The following is a 13,939-nucleotide window of genomic DNA, read 5'->3' as shown; positions in this document are numbered from 1 at the left end:
GGTCTGTGGTCGCCCGGTCCCATGATCACGCGCCCGGGGAAACAGTTGGACGCTGTCCCACGGTGTGCAGCAGCCGCCAGACAATCACCGCCGTGGCCACGGCAAGGGTTCCTATCGGCACTAGGACAAACCACCCTGGTTCCTCGCCTCGGGCTTGTGCCACGAAGGGGGTGACGAGAATGGGCAGGCTGGTCAAAATCACCCAGATCAAAGCCCCGGGGGCAGCAACGTATCCGATCCGGTGACCTCTGAGCAGGAGCACACCCACCGCACCGACCGCGGGGAGGAAAAACGCCAGGTCCAACACATGAACCGGATTGGTGGGAACATCCCAGTCGGTCGCGCTGGTGGAGTTTCTGCCGTTCAGCAGGTCGGGCACGATCTCACTGAGCCACAGCAGCGCAAACAAGACCGCGACCACGATCAGCAACCACCCCGGCACTCTCACCGTGGCACCGCTGAAACGTGTGTCCACCCCTGGCAGGGTCAGGGCGGCCAGGTTGCCGATGAGGGCAAAGACGGACAGGCCGAGCACTGCGACCCAGATCAGGAACAGGGGACCGAAGTGGATGGAGAACGCGTAGATCGCGTAGTTATACACGGTGAAAGCGAGAAATCCGATCAGACACAGCCCCGAGCTGAGCGAGCCCCGTCGGGCGTAGACGGCGAGAATGAGCATCAGGGGTGCAACCAGGAACAGGTTCACCAGATCCTGGGCGAGGACGGCTATGACCATCTCGGATGTCTTCTGCCCATAGAGGCGCCCGGGAACCGAAAGTCCGAGAACGCTGCCCACTGCCGCCAGTACTGCGGCCGACGCGGACAACCATGCCCACAATGCCGGAATCCGGGTGACAACCTCCTGCCTCTGTCCCTCCTGCAGTCTCCTTGTCATCAGGACACCCCGGTCGGAGGACTCGTCTCGGAGGACTTCTCCGGTGACCTGGCTCGACCCCGGTGACGGTCCCAGGATGATACGAACTCCGGTGCAATACCGAGCAGGGCAAGGACGAGGATCAGCTCGACGATCCCCAGCCCGAAGTAGATGCTCTGCAGCCAGGAGTACCCGATAAGCGCCAGTTCGGTGTAGATCCAGATCATCATTCCAAAACCGGCCACTGCCACCATCAGCGGGGCCCGAGGGCTACGAGTGAGCAACGCAACCCCGGCGGCCAACTGAGTTCCGCCGACGACGACGCCCAGGATGAGCCCCGGGACCACGAAGGAAGAAAACGGCGTTCCCGCCAGATGCTCCAGCGGGACTCCTGCCCCGTTGAAGACAATGCCCAGTACTGCTCCGCAGAAGGCGGACACGGCGCCGAACATCAGGAGGACGACGAGTAGGGTCGAAACTTTTTTGTCGGAAAGCGGGAGACTCACGATGGTAGGACCTTCCGGTAATCGTGTTGAGCTCGTGCCGTGGGGTAATAATCTCGCCGAAGAGGACGTCGGGGTCAGGGAGCCGTGCGCGACCGGTTCCTGCTGGTGTTAACCCTAGCCACTGCCGGGGGTGAGGGAACCGGATTGTGGGTCACGAAACTGGGCCAGCTGCGCTTGCAGTACTGGACGGGGGCAGCCGGCTGCTGAAAAGCGGAACCCAACGTGTGCTTAAAGGTGGGGTAGTTGTTTTTCCCACTGTTGTTGGTGGGGTCCAGTATCGCGCCAACAGAGGGCCGGTATGGATGGGGTCAAGGCAGTGTCCGGCATGTTCCAGGGTGGTGGCTTCTTGCCCGGAGTTGCCGTAAGGACCCCAGCTGCCTCCATTGGAAGCCGAGGAAGCCGAGGCTCCCAGCCAGCGGAGGGACCTCTGCCGTATCTCCTGTGTCGCAACCCACCGTGTAAAACTTCCAGGCCAAACGGCATCCGCCATAAACTGAAGCTAAGGAACACAACACTATAAGGCCGTGATGAGCGCATGAAACGCTTATACGAGAAAAATCAGGTCCGACATTTCCTGGTGTGGCTGGCCCTCTACCTGATGGCCACCATTGTGGCCGTCAATCTCGGCGTCAACGTCGGGATATCCGCTCACGCCGCTGCGGTCATCCCGCTGGGCGTGCTGACAGTGATCATGCTCGCCTATCTTCTCCGTTCGGGCATCGGCCTGCAGATCGGACTAGGTGTATCCCCCGCGGTCCCCGCGGCCCGCATGTGGTTCTATCTGCCCCTGCTGATCCTCATCGGCCTCCCGTTACTCCGCGGGGTACGCGATGACCTGACGATTCTCATCGGGGTCACGATCATCGCTCACTTTGTCTTCGTCGGTTTTCTGGAAGAAGTACTCTTCCGCGGCCTGCTGCTCCATGCCCTCCTACGGAAGGGACGACCAGTGTGGGCAGTGATCGTGACCTCCCTGACCTTTGGCCTCGGCCACTCGGCCAGCCTGTTCATTGGGCAGGGCGGCACCGACACCGCCCTGCAGATCATCAACGCCACCCTCGTTGGCCTGCTCTTTACGCTGGTGGTCATCGCGACCGGCAGTCTGCAGGCGGTCATTGTCGCCCATATCCTCTACAACATCATCGCCGAGTTCAGCACAATCGGGGAAGGCACCAGCCTCATCATCCCCGCCATCGCGGTCCTCATCATCTATGGTTCCTGGCTGCTCTATGGCGCCGGAGCGCTGTCCCGACTCAAGGAGATCGCCGCGACACAGCGTCCACCTGACTCGGCACAACAGGCATCCCGGCCCCTCCACCCCAGGTCGTCCACACTAAGCCAACGATCCGACGTGGCGGATGTTCCGGAACGATTCCTCCCCGGGCACCCGGGGCCGGCAGAACCATTGACGCGCCCCCGCGAGGAAAAGCAATGAACAGCCCACACGCTGCTTTATGGTGGCTTCCCGTCGGAGCCGGAGGACACTTCGTCATCCACACCAGTCACTGGTGGGAGGCGATGGCGGCACGTCGGGAGAAACGGCCGTCACAACCGCTTTATCATGCGGCGCTGGAGATATTCACCGGTACCACCCGCTACGTCATTGAGATGGGCCCGGCCTGGGGCCAAACGGTGACGGGGAGAGGAGTCGTCGCCACCGGACCGGTGGGGATGGAGTTTCTGGGACGGTGGCGGCTGTTTCGCTACGAGGTCCGCTGCTGGGAGGACGGTGTTATCCCGGACCGGGACTTCGCGGTCGGGGAAGTCCTCGAGATCCCGCTCACCGCCCGGGAGGCGGGGGACATGATTGCGAGAACCACCACCGTGCCGCCCTTGACCTGGGGTAGAGATGAATTCGGGATCGGGGACATGTGGAACTCGAACTCACTGGTCGCCTGGTTACTGCACACCGGGGGTGTGGAAGCCGCAGATTTCGTGCCACCGTCTCCCGGGCGGGCACCTGGCTGGCAGGCGGGCATCATCGCCGCCGAGCAGGGATAGGTTGCCACTGTTGAGCGCGTCGCGACTGCCACCTCGATCATCGCCACCGCGAGGAAAATTCCCTGGATCATGGCAGCGAATTTCCGATCTTTCGTGACATCCTCCGTCAGATGTCTGTGATAGAGCCTGGAGCGTTCCGCACAGTCCCGCTGTTGCCGAAATTGTCTATGGACGGCTCTTCCCACGTGGGCGTCCTTAAGAGATGGTGAGACGACGATGACCCCTCTCGGGGTGGGCGGTGGGAGCACCACCCACCCGTATTAGGCGCCGCTCCCGTGGAGGGGGAATAAGGAAAACTTCCTGGGCCAACATGAAGAGGCCGATCATATTCGAACCCTGCTGCACCGGGGCTGCGGCAGGGAACCGGCGTAGAACCAGTCCCTGATGCCCCAGGTGAGGGTGTGGTTGCGTGAGTCCCCCAGGTGCGGAGTGCGTTAGGAGTCGTGGAACACTCCTCGACGTTCACTCGGCTTCGGTGGTCTGCGGGGCGCTGAGCTGTCGGGTGATGTGCCGGGCCCAGTCCTCGATCGCTGGCCAGTCGCGGTAGTCACCGAAATGACCGCCCACCATGCGGAACACGATTCCAGACCAACGGGGCAAATGCTCGGGCCGGCATACCCCTGAGAAGACCCGGTGTTCCCGAGGCTGGATGGCAGAGGGCAAAGCGTCCGTAATGCGTCGGTCCTGTCCCGCACGCGCTGCTCGGCGCAGGAGACGAGGCAGGCCATCGGACATGCCCACACTAAACAGCCACACCGGTCGCTGCGACAGGGCGAAGGCATGGTGGTGGACAAACTGTGCGGCCTCCGCAGACCAGGCCTGATTGTGGACTGCGCTGCCCACCACCACAGCGTCGTAGCCTGCCGGGTCGGGTGCTTCCCGGATCGAGGTGACATCTACGGTGATGCCGTCGCGGGTTACCACCGCGGCAAGGCGTTGGGCTATCTCGGCGGTGGATCCATGCCAGCTGGAATAAGCGATGAGAACCTTCATGCAGCACCCCTAGAAATTAAGGTGCTGACAGCTTAACCCGAGGCGACTGCTCTCTCAGCCCTGTCGTGGGGCGCGGGAGCATAATATTTTATCCGTCCCCTGAAACCATAATCAAGGCATCTTCCGTGGGAGGGCATGACTCCCGTCAGTGAAATGAAGTTGGGTGGCTGGGTAGTGTGGAGCGGATCACATCGACACGGCGACAGTGCGGCCGTTGAACACAGACGTAGAAAGGTGTCCCTATGACCATCGTGGATAACGCGGTGTATGTGAACGGGCACCGGACCGATACCCCGGCAGGTCTGGCCGCGACCTTTGAGGCGACGCGTAAGCGCGAAGGCCTGGCGTGGATCGATCTCTACCGCCCGGATCCAGTCGAGATCCAGTCCATCGCGGACGAGTTCAACCTGCACGAGATCGCGGTGGAGGAGGCACTTTACGGCCATCAGCGTGCCAAGCTCGAACGTTACGGGAACACCCTGTTTACCGTGCTGCGCCCGGCCCGGTATCTCGACGATGTCGAAAAAGTCGAGTTCGGCGAATTACACGTGTTCGCGGGACCGGATTTCGTGGTCACGGTCCGGCATGCCGAAGCCGTCAACCTGGCTCGGGTCCGGCACAGGCTGGAGGCCGCTCCGGAGCTGCTGGCCCTGGGGTCACACGCGGTGCTGTACGCGATCCTGGACAAAGTCGTCGACGCGTACGAACCGGTGGTCGTCGGCCTAGAGAATGACATCGACGAGATCGAGGATGAGCTGTTCGACGCCCACCCGGACGTCGCCCGGCGGATTTATGAACTCTCCCGTGAGGTCATCGCGTTCCAGCGGGCCACCCATCCACTCGGGGGCATGCTGGAGGCTCTCCAGCACAGCTCCGAGACAGAATCGGGTATCGAACTGCAGGCCAGGCTGCGCGGCGTCCACGGCCACGTCATCCGGGTGGTGGAACGGGTGGACGCGTTTCGGGTGCTGCTCCACCACGCCCTGAGCGTGCATGCCACCCTCGTGGGCCAACGGCAGAACGAGGAGATGCGGCGACTATCCGAATTAAGCTTGGCGCAGAGCGAGGAGGTCAAGAAGATCTCGTCCTGGGCGGCTATCCTGTTTGCCCCGACCCTAGTGGGCACGGTGTACGGGATGAACTTTAAGGTCATGCCCGAACTCGGCTGGCAGCTGGGTTACCTGTTCGCCCTGGGCCTGATGGTGGCTTTGAGCCTTGGCCTGTACGTGTGGTTCAAGCGCCGCGGATGGTTGTGATCTCCGCATGGGGAGACTACTAACCGGGAAGCAGCTTGCCTGGTCAGGACCTTATTCCTGAGGCCTCACCCGGCGGCTGCGGTGAGCTCACCTTGTTCTCCTTGAGAACCTGGGCAATCTGTAGCTAAACCCCCTTCGGTAGGTGCACACTGATCGCATGGATAACTGCCGGTCCCACGGGCCGACTGGATCCCCCCGACAGTCCTCCGAGGCTGCAGACCCCTCATCCCCCTCATCCGGCAGCGCCGGCTCCACCGCCGCTTCAAAAAGGAAAGCTGTCGGCACCGCACGGAGTACTATCCAACCGACGTCCTGGCCACTTGCCCTCGGTGCCCTCGGGGTGGTCTTCGGTGACATCGACACCAGCCCCCTCTACGCGCTGCACACCGCCTTCAGCATGGAGCACAACAAGGTCACTGTTGCCCCGGAGAACGTCTACGGCATCATCTCCATGGTCCTGTGGACCATCACCCTCATCGTCACTGTCAAGTACGTGCTTCCATATGCTCCATGAACATGTCATCATCGTGCGGATCGTCCACATGAACGTCCCGCACGCGGCACCCGCGGACCGGATCTCAGTGGATGATATCGGCTCCGCCGCCGACGGCATCGTGCACATGAGCATCCGGGTCGGTTTCACCGATGATCAGGACATCCCCCGCAACCTCGCCTTGGCCGTGGATCAGACCCCCGAGCTCCACATCGACCTCGACCAGGCGCTCTATTTCCTCTCGGTGCTCACGCTGCGTCCACCGCGTGCGTGACTGGCGGCAGCAGTTGTTCCTCGCCCTGGAGAAAAATCGGGCCAACCGCACCGAGATCTTTCACCTGCCACCCACCCGGACCATCGTGCTGGGAACCGAACTGCACCTCTGAATTAACCGCATCGCAGGGACCGAACCGTTCGAACAGGCTGCCCATCCCTATCGCTCAGACGGCACCACTTGGTTCACCCCTGAGGGACACAACTACTGGATCACAGGGTCACGACGAGGGAGCCGGAGGCCCGACCGTCGCGCAGATCACTGAGGGCCTTATTCGTCTCTTCGAAGTCATAGACGGTGATCTGCGGGCTCATCTTGAGCCGGCTGGCCAACCGCAGGAACTCAATACCATCGGCGCGGGTGTTGGCGGTTACCGTCCGCAGGTCCCGTTCGTTAAAGAGATGTTCCTGGTAAGTCAGTGACGGCACGTCCGTCATATGGATACCGGCCAGGGTCACGGTTCCACCCCGTTGGGTTGCCTGCAGGGCTGTGGGAACAATGTCCCCTGCGGGGGCGAAGACGATCGCCGAATCTAGCAGTTGTGGGGGCCTTTCGTGGGAGTCCCCGACAAAGGACAGACCCAGGTCGCGCGCCAGTTGCCGGTTACGCTCCCCGCGGGTCATCGCATAGACCTCGGCGCCAGCGGCCAAGGCCAGCGTGGCGGTGAGGTGCCCACTGGACCCGAAGCCGTAGATGCCCAACCGCCCACCGGGAGGCAGAGCGCTGCGTTTAAAGGCCCGGTAACCGATGATGCCGGCACACAGCAGAGGTGCTAGCGTGACCGCGTCGAGCTGGGCGGGAAGCTGGTAAGCAAAGGCCTCCGGCACGGTGACGTAGTCAGCGTAGCCCCCATCGGCGTCCCAGCCGGTGTAGGTCGAGCGCGGGCACAAATTTTCGCGCCCCGTCCGGCACCACTGACAGACCCCGCAGGTCCCTCGCAGCCAGGCCACCCCCACCCGGTCCCCGGGGTGAAGCTCCAGTACTCCAGGACCGGTGGTCTCAACCGTGCCGACGACCTGATGGCCGGGAATTACCCCAGGATGATGGACCGTTAGTTCCTGGTCGATGACGTGTAAGTCCGTGCGGCACACACCGCACACCTCAACTTTGACCAGCACCTCGCCGACCTGGGGCTCAGGGAGGGGGGCCTCCACTAGTTCGAGCTGGCCTGGGGTAGCGCCTGTCCGCCACGCTCTCATGTTCCCGATTCTGCCGTTGATAACCGAGACAGGCAAGCCCTGGAGGTACCGCAGGGGACAGGGGATCGTAGATGTCATTCGGCTGGGATCGGATATCGGCTTGCTGCGACTGCGGGAGCAACAGGTCTTGCCAGGATGGCTGTGTCCCCCTCACCTGCGACCCCTGCTGCGGGCGCGAGGCGCACTCCCCAAAGGAGCACCAGGAACGCAGCTGGTCTCCAGCCCACCAGGGGACGGGTGAGGATGAGATGGATGTGTTACGTCGTTTCCACCGTGGGGCGCTGGGTGCTGTTCCATAATGACGGTGGCACAGCGATGGCCGCATCCACGACAGAAAATGGCCGTGCACGCGGAAGACAGCTGGCCGGCCAGCAGATCTATCACCGTCTGCACCCCAGGCCGGTGTCCCGTGCGCTCTTGCAGCACAATGCCAGGGACCTGGCCGACGCCGTGACCACCGACCAGACAACTGATAAGGACTGCCATGCGCGACAAGACGAAGCTGCAGTGGAATGATCTCAGCCGCAGCCAACAGACGGTGATCCTGACCCTGGGGTCCCTCCAGCTCTCCCTGGCCGTCAGCGCCTGGACCGACCTGTTCTTCCGCCCGGTCTCCCAGGTTCACGGCCGTAAAGCGACATGGGCAGCGATCATCGCCATCAATTTCCTCGGCCCCGCCCTCTACTTCACGCGCGGAATCCGCCGCTGACCCCACCACCGTGTCCGCTGCGGTTCAGCTACGTTGTTTAAACCTTAGAAGGCCCACCCATGTCTCCTCAGGTGTGGGGCCAAGATTCGCTCCCAGGGGTCCGAGCACGAAACGGCCGAGCAGGAACTGAGCCAAGGCTACCCTTCCTAGTCAAAGCACGTGATGAGGGCAATAATCAGATTATGAGTACGCCCGAAAACCCCTGGGTCCTCTTCGTGAAATCCCGCGATGGTCTTACCGCCGTCGCGGCCTTGGTGGCGATCCTGCTCCATCTCGTCCTGTGGCTGGTCATGAGCTTGGAGGGGCTACAGGCGGACTGGCCGCTGGTGGCCGTGGTGGTCCTGGGGGGTGGGCCGTTGATGATCAGCGTGCTGCGTAGTGTGGTGCGCTCGAAGGGTGGGGCTGACCTCTTGGCCGCCATCTCCATCATCACCGCCGTGTTGCTGGGAGAGTGGCTGGTCGCCACAATCATCGTGCTTATGCTCTCCGGGGGTCAGGCACTTGAGGAGGCCGCCACCCGCCGGGCCACCTCCACCCTGGATGCCCTGGCCCGTCGCTCCCCGACCATCGCGCACCGGTTGTTTGGGGAGACCCTCGCCGATGACACCGAAGAAGTCCCGGTCGACGAGATCCGGGTGGGTGATCGTATCGCGGTCCTGCCCCACGAGTTGTGCCCGGTGGACGGGGAGGTTGTTGCCGGGCACGGGGCAATGGATGAGTCCTACCTGACCGGTGAGCCCTACGTGGTCTCCAAGTCGGTGGGCTCATCGGTGATCTCGGGGGCGATCAACAGCGACTCGGCCCTGACCATTGAGGCAACTGCCCTGCCGCAGGACTCCCGCTACGCCAAAATCGTCGGTGTTCTGCGCCAGGCAGAGGAGCACCGCCCGGCCATGCGCCGGCTGGCCGACCGGCTGGGGTCCTGGTACACCCTCATCGCCTTGTTCCTGGGTGGGGTGGGATGGGTGCTGTCGGGAGATCCCCTGCGTTTTCTCGCTGTCGTGGTGGTGGCGACCCCGTGCCCGCTGCTGATCGGGGTGCCGGTGGCGATCATCGGTGCGATCTCCCTGGCCGCTCGGAGGGGAATCATCATCAAAAACCCCGGCATGCTGGAAAACACCAGTCGGGTCACGACTGTCATGTTCGATAAGACTGGCACCTTGACCTATGGGCGGCCCGTGATCACCGCCATCGACCTCGCCCCCGGTGTCGACGAGAACAAGGTCCTTGCCCTGGCCGCCGCAGTCGAACACTACTCCCGGCACCCGCTGGCCTCCGCGATCATCCAGGGAGCCCAGGCCCGTGGACTTGAGCTGCCTGCCGTCACGGAGGTTTCCGAACGCCCCGGCCAGGGACTGACCGGGCAGGTGGGAGGGCACACGATCCTGCTGACGAACCGGAAAACCACGATCACCCTCGACTCCGCGTCTGCTGGTCTGCTGCCGCACACCAGCGCCGGTATGGAGGCTGCCGTACTTATCGACGGGCGTTATGCGGCCTTGATCCAGCTACGGGATGAGCCCCGGGCCTCCGCAGCCGACTTCATCGCCCACCTACCGGGAAAACACGACGTCGAAAAGATCATGATCATCTCCGGGGACCGGGAATCCGAGGCACGCTACCTGGCGGAGAAAGTCGGAATTGAGGAGGTCCACGCCGGTGTGAGCCCCGAAGGCAAGCTCGCGATCGTCGAAGACTACAACCAGCGCGGACCGACGATGTTCCTGGGCGACGGCATCAACGACGCCCCTGCCATGGCCGCGGCCACCGTCGGGGTGGCGATGGGGGCAGGATCCGATATTACCGCCGAGGCCGCAGACGCGGTCATCCTGGATTCCTCCCTGGAGCGACTCGATGATCTGCTCCACATCGGTGCACGCATGCGCCGGATCGCCCTGCAGTCCGCGCTTGGGGGCATGGGACTGTCGATCATCGGCATGATCCTGGCCGTCTTCGGACTGCTCACCCCCCTGCTGGGCGCTATTGCTCAGGAGGTCATCGACGTACTGGCGATCCTCAACTCCGCCCGGGTGGCCATGGCCCGCGGAACGCTGGCAGACTTCGAAAAATAGCGCGGATCGGTTGCAGATGGACAAGACAGCAACCGAGAAGTGAGACGATCTTCTCCCCTCGGGACCTGGAATCCGCGATACTAGACAGCATCAGGAGACTGGCATACCTCGGTTTCCGAGGTAGCCGACGTCCCACCCGTCGCAGGTAGGAGACATACCCATGGCTTCCCTCAAACAGCAGCTTGGCCGTTTTCGTTCCCTCTCGCCCAGACCGGCTCGGGCATGGAGAATGGGGGTGCGGGCCGTGGGAGTGTATTTCGCTGGCACCGCCGTGGTGAACACCGTGTACACGGTACGTACCGCCCCTGATTTCCTGCGCTGGCTGGGTGATACAACCTGGTTCCCGCCCTACCGGCCGATCATTCGTGCCCTGGAGCCGGCCGCCCCCGCCGTGGTCTTAACTGCGGCCGTGTTCCAGGCGACGGTGGCTTATCACCTTCTCCGCGGCCGTCGGATCTCCGGGGCGCTGCTATGGGCCCAAGCCTGGGTCCTGGGACTGATCCCTGCCCTGCCGTGGCCGTACTGGACCGTCAACGCAGTCTCCGCAGCAGCCTTTGCGACCATCCGGCACGGTGCAACCCGCAACTCCTCAGCGTGAGGGGCTGGATCCTGTAAGAACAGTCCCGGACATGAACTCATAGCACCGAGAAGGCTCCTCCACATGCGGGGTGTACCCGGCATGAGGCCAGACCAACAGTTCCGTGATGGGGTGGCCAGGAGGGCTGACCCCTGGCCGGGAGCGGGTTTCCGGGCAGGGGTCCGTCGTGGGCAGGGCGTGGTCCTGGTCCCCGAGCAGGAGCAAACGCCGCAGTTGCTGCCCCGAGGGCCAGGATGCTGGCCAAGGACGAGGCATGATGACTCAGCTAGGCCGGCGCTGACGGAGGATGAGGTGTGGTGGTTGCTGTTATCGTCTCGGATCCTGCGGGCTCACCGGGGTGAGGTAGGTCGGTGGGGCCCTGGTCCAGACGGAAGGGGGGATAGTCATCGCGCAGGAGAAGAACGTAGGTGGCGACGCGGTAGACCCACCGGTTGAGCCCGACGATCAGGGCGAAGAGACCGGGAAGGTACCGGCCGGTGAACAGCAGCCCCACGGCCGCGATGAGGACCAGCAGGCCCAACAGGGAGGGGGATCCGCCGGTGGTCACCCGCGTCCAACCCTCGTCCGAGTAGACCATCCCGGCGGCCCCGGTGCTGCCGGTGAGGATTCCCAGGATCAGCAGGTGCGGGATGGCCAGCAGCCACCACTTCACCAGGACCAGCCCGCGGGAGAGTCGGTCGGGGTAATCTACCGCCAGCTCCGCGGGGTAGTCGGCCCGGGCGAGGGTAAACGGAGGATACTGGTCGGTGCCCAGGGTCGAGTAGGCGTAGAAACCCACCCGCCAGTTCCACCGCAGCACCCCGACGCTGAAGGCGAACCAGGACCGGGGATAGCGACCGGTGAACAAGATGGCTATCCCGGCAGCAATCGTGGTGATCACGAGGGCAAACCACAGTAAGGCCAGGATGAGATAGTGCGGGATGGCCAGCAGCCATTTGATCAGCCACAGTCCCCGGGAGAGTCGGGTGTCCAGGTGCCCGGTAAAAGACAACGGGTGCACAGCCAGTCGGGTTGCACCTGAGGTGGGGTGTCCACCGGCGATGTCCCCGGTTGTGGCGAGGGGCGACGGGGTCGGTTGGTCAATGTCCCGGCCCAGGCCGCGGGTCCCCAACAGCAGCAGGGCAAGGCCCAGGAGTAGTGCGATCAGGCCGGTGATCAACAGACCGGGGTTGACGGGGTTCAGCAGGTCTGTGCGGGCGCCGGCCTGCAGATCGATCCACACCGGACGGGTGGCGTCGGCGTTCATCACCACCAGGGTCCACTGGCCCTCCTGCAGATCAAAGGTGACTTCCTGGGTGCCGGTTCCCATGGCCGAGACGGCCCAGAAATCCTGGTCGGCAGGGGATGCGGGAACGCGGTCGCCGGGGATGTCCTGTAGTTGCCCGTCAGTACCGGAGTTCCAGGACCATTGGCCGGACAGTTGCCCGGTCTCGGTCCAGGTCATACCTCCGATGGCGGCAGAAGGGACATCGTCGAGGTAGGCGGCGACCTCGGAGGCATCCCCGATGCCAACGAAGATAGCCTGGTCGGGGACCACGGGGGTCACCTTCACCTGGATGCTGGCTAGTTCCTCCAGTGGGGGCAGACCGGTCGTCCCGGACTCCCCGGGATCGAGCACCAGGGATGGGGTGGTGATGGCGTGGCCGGTGCTCTGGTAACGCTGCGGATCGAGGGTGAGGTACTGGCCGTCTTGTTGGGCGGATTCAGCGCTCATGAGCACTGCTCCGCCGAGGGTCAGGCCCAGGCCGAGGGCAGTGAGGAGAACTCCGGCCACCAGCAGGACCCAGTTCAGCGGTCTCATCCGGGCAGGTCGTTGAGCGGAAGAGGTGGGGTAGGTCGTCCGGGAATCCATGACGCTTCCTTACAAGGGTGGGAATGGCGTGTGAACTGTCGCGAGTCCGAGCCGCTGGTCTCCTCAAGTGGACCTTAGCCCGCGCACCATGTAGTTGTTTCCCCCGAATTTTTATCAACTGCTTTCCGGGCATGGAGGCATTTTCTCTGTAGGGATAGCCACAGGATGAGCCCAGGACTTCTGGGGAGGAATAGGGGGATCTTCTCCCGAGGAGACCGGCCGGTGTGGTCTTTCATGGGCTCCTGCCGGACAGAAGGACCACCGGTGTTCTGACCGGTGACCGATGTCTCACCTTGGTTCCTGCGCAGTGGGGAGGAAGACATCCACCCGATCGCCCTCATCCTGGAAGAGTGCTTCCCGTGGCTGCCGTAGCGCTAGGGCCGCCTCGAGGTAGTCCCCGGCCGAGCCGGCAAAGTTCACGGTCAAAAGAATGTAGACCGGCAGACGGGCATCTGCGGGGACAAGGAACAGGGCAACGAAAAACACCGTTCCCCAGATGATGGAGGGGGATAAGGCTGTGGTGATGGTGCTGCGGCGGGTGAGGTGGAGGGGGCTGCTGGTGGTCAGGAAGGGAAACCTCACCGCGTAGGACGGGGTGGTGCCGGTGAGCAGACGCAGGGTGAGGCCGTGGGTGGCTTCGTGGGCTGCCATGTACACCAGCAAAGACAGCAAGGTGACCGGGATGGTGACCACGGGAGGCCAGCCGGTGGCTAGGGGGAGGTCAAAGACCAGGGCGAGCGCAACAGCGGTAAGAACCACTGCAAGAAAGATTGCCTGGAGCGTGACGAAGTATTTCCGGTCCTGTTTGAAATCCACGGTGAGGTGCCGGTGGTAGGCCGTGGGCAGGTCGAGGGTGTCTCGTTGTTGCTGAGTCTTCATGGTCGGCTCTTCTCGCCTTGATGACGCTAGCTGGGGTGGGCAGTCACCGGTGATCCCCCTGGAGTAGGAAAGGGGCAGGCGCACCCATCGTCTTCAGTATGAACCATCCGGCAGGTCCGGGAGGAGAAACGTCCCAGCAAAGCCGAGTTGGGATACTTCCCACCCCGAGGGAAACCTGGGGCTTTGTCACGGTGCCTCGTGAGGGTCAGGTGATCGCAGGTGCAGTTCACCCC

The 13,939-nt window shown here is 63.2% G+C and carries 12 protein-coding genes and 2 pseudogenes; 8 read left to right on the top strand and 6 right to left on the bottom strand.

Annotated features, from left to right (window positions below; translation table 11 throughout):
• Window positions 1–25 precede the first annotated feature (25 nt).
• Both COCCU_RS14245 and COCCU_RS14240 read right to left on the bottom strand, forming a co-directional pair.
• Window positions 26–895: a hypothetical protein gene (locus COCCU_RS14245; RefSeq protein ID WP_156233027.1), complete on the bottom strand. Its 870-nt coding sequence runs from the start codon at window positions 893–895 to the stop codon at window positions 26–28.
• Window positions 895–1,380: a hypothetical protein gene (locus tag COCCU_RS14240; RefSeq protein ID WP_156233025.1), complete on the bottom strand. Its 486-nt coding sequence runs from the start codon at window positions 1,378–1,380 to the stop codon at window positions 895–897. Before COCCU_RS14240 ends, COCCU_RS14245 begins: the two co-directional genes overlap by 1 nt.
• Before the next feature lie 535 nt (window positions 1,381–1,915).
• Between COCCU_RS14240 and COCCU_RS14235 the strand changes: the two genes are divergently transcribed.
• On the top strand, window positions 1,916–2,815 hold the full coding sequence (locus COCCU_RS14235; RefSeq protein WP_156233023.1) for a CPBP family intramembrane glutamic endopeptidase: 900 nt from the start codon (window positions 1,916–1,918) through the stop codon (window positions 2,813–2,815).
• The gene (locus tag COCCU_RS14230; protein ID WP_156233021.1) at window positions 2,812–3,381 is read left to right on the top strand and encodes a hypothetical protein; all 570 of its coding nucleotides are present in this window, start codon (window positions 2,812–2,814) and stop codon (window positions 3,379–3,381) included. Before COCCU_RS14235 ends, COCCU_RS14230 begins: the two co-directional genes overlap by 4 nt.
• Before the next feature lie 462 nt (window positions 3,382–3,843).
• Here the strand turns inward: COCCU_RS14230 and COCCU_RS14225 are convergent, their stop codons facing one another.
• Entirely contained in the window at window positions 3,844–4,374 is a 531-nt protein-coding gene (locus COCCU_RS14225) for a flavodoxin domain-containing protein (protein ID WP_156233019.1), read from the bottom strand.
• Between the two features lie 242 nt (window positions 4,375–4,616).
• Between COCCU_RS14225 and COCCU_RS14220 the strand changes: the two genes are divergently transcribed.
• The 3 genes and pseudogenes from COCCU_RS14220 (at window position 4,617) to COCCU_RS14210 (ending at window position 6,509) form a co-directional block, all read left to right on the top strand.
• A complete protein-coding gene (locus COCCU_RS14220; protein WP_156233017.1) occupies window positions 4,617–5,630 on the top strand; it encodes a magnesium and cobalt transport protein CorA in 1,014 nt (337 codons plus the stop codon).
• 298 nt (window positions 5,631–5,928) lie between these two features.
• A pseudogene (locus COCCU_RS14955) lies at window positions 5,929–6,129 on the top strand (KUP/HAK/KT family potassium transporter); the annotation flags it as partial.
• Between the two features lie 4 nt (window positions 6,130–6,133).
• A pseudogene (locus COCCU_RS14210) lies at window positions 6,134–6,509 on the top strand (KUP/HAK/KT family potassium transporter).
• A gap of 100 nt (window positions 6,510–6,609) precedes the next feature.
• On the opposite strand, the gene COCCU_RS14205 reads toward COCCU_RS14210, so the two are convergent.
• Window positions 6,610–7,596 carry a zinc-dependent alcohol dehydrogenase family protein gene (locus COCCU_RS14205; RefSeq protein ID WP_156233011.1) on the bottom strand — a complete coding sequence of 329 codons (987 nt, stop codon included), beginning with the start codon at window positions 7,594–7,596 and terminating at the stop codon, window positions 6,610–6,612.
• Between the two features lie 484 nt (window positions 7,597–8,080).
• Here COCCU_RS14205 and COCCU_RS14195 point away from each other — a divergent pair, with 484 nt between their 5' ends.
• From COCCU_RS14195 to COCCU_RS14185, 3 genes are all read left to right on the top strand, one after another.
• Window positions 8,081–8,305 (top strand): hypothetical protein, encoded by a 225-nt coding sequence (locus COCCU_RS14195; protein WP_156233007.1) that lies wholly within the window; start codon window positions 8,081–8,083, stop codon window positions 8,303–8,305.
• Window positions 8,306–8,487: 182 nt separating this feature from the next.
• Window positions 8,488–10,377, top strand: coding sequence for a heavy metal translocating P-type ATPase (locus COCCU_RS14190; RefSeq protein WP_156233005.1), 1,890 nt, complete (start codon window positions 8,488–8,490; stop codon window positions 10,375–10,377).
• Window positions 10,378–10,621: 244 nt separating this feature from the next.
• Window positions 10,622–10,975 (top strand): hypothetical protein, encoded by a 354-nt coding sequence (locus COCCU_RS14185; protein ID WP_156233003.1) that lies wholly within the window; start codon window positions 10,622–10,624, stop codon window positions 10,973–10,975.
• A gap of 265 nt (window positions 10,976–11,240) precedes the next feature.
• Here the strand turns inward: COCCU_RS14185 and COCCU_RS14180 are convergent, their stop codons facing one another.
• On the bottom strand, window positions 11,241–12,827 hold the full coding sequence (locus COCCU_RS14180) for a DUF4389 domain-containing protein (RefSeq protein WP_231598968.1): 1,587 nt from the start codon (window positions 12,825–12,827) through the stop codon (window positions 11,241–11,243).
• A 288-nt stretch (window positions 12,828–13,115) separates the two neighbouring features.
• Window positions 13,116–13,706, bottom strand: a complete 591-nt coding sequence (locus tag COCCU_RS14175; protein ID WP_156233001.1) for a DUF3267 domain-containing protein — start codon at window positions 13,704–13,706, stop codon at window positions 13,116–13,118.
• Window positions 13,707–13,939 lie beyond the last annotated feature (233 nt).

This window comes from Corynebacterium occultum (assembly GCF_009734425.1).
Lineage (GTDB): Bacteria > Actinomycetota > Actinomycetes > Mycobacteriales > Mycobacteriaceae > Corynebacterium > Corynebacterium occultum.
This window is presented reverse-complemented; position numbering and strand designations above follow the sequence as displayed.

What these genes read in the sequence shown, in the direction of transcription:
- COCCU_RS14205 (WP_156233011.1), bottom strand. Translation starts at nt 7,596, where the DNA reads ATGAGAGCGTGGCGGACAGGCGCTACCCCAGGCCAGCTCGAACTAGTG.
- COCCU_RS14175 (WP_156233001.1), bottom strand. Translation starts at nt 13,706, where the DNA reads ATGAAGACTCAGCAACAACGAGACACCCTCGACCTGCCCACGGCCTAC.
- COCCU_RS14220 (WP_156233017.1), top strand. Translation starts at nt 4,617, where the DNA reads ATGACCATCGTGGATAACGCGGTGTATGTGAACGGGCACCGGACCGAT.
- COCCU_RS14180 (WP_231598968.1), bottom strand. Translation starts at nt 12,827, where the DNA reads ATGGATTCCCGGACGACCTACCCCACCTCTTCCGCTCAACGACCTGCC.
- COCCU_RS14235 (WP_156233023.1), top strand. Translation starts at nt 1,916, where the DNA reads ATGAAACGCTTATACGAGAAAAATCAGGTCCGACATTTCCTGGTGTGG.
- COCCU_RS14190 (WP_156233005.1), top strand. Translation starts at nt 8,488, where the DNA reads ATGAGTACGCCCGAAAACCCCTGGGTCCTCTTCGTGAAATCCCGCGAT.
- COCCU_RS14195 (WP_156233007.1), top strand. Translation starts at nt 8,081, where the DNA reads ATGCGCGACAAGACGAAGCTGCAGTGGAATGATCTCAGCCGCAGCCAA.
- COCCU_RS14245 (WP_156233027.1), bottom strand. Translation starts at nt 895, where the DNA reads ATGACAAGGAGACTGCAGGAGGGACAGAGGCAGGAGGTTGTCACCCGG.
- COCCU_RS14230 (WP_156233021.1), top strand. Translation starts at nt 2,812, where the DNA reads ATGAACAGCCCACACGCTGCTTTATGGTGGCTTCCCGTCGGAGCCGGA.
- COCCU_RS14225 (WP_156233019.1), bottom strand. Translation starts at nt 4,374, where the DNA reads ATGAAGGTTCTCATCGCTTATTCCAGCTGGCATGGATCCACCGCCGAG.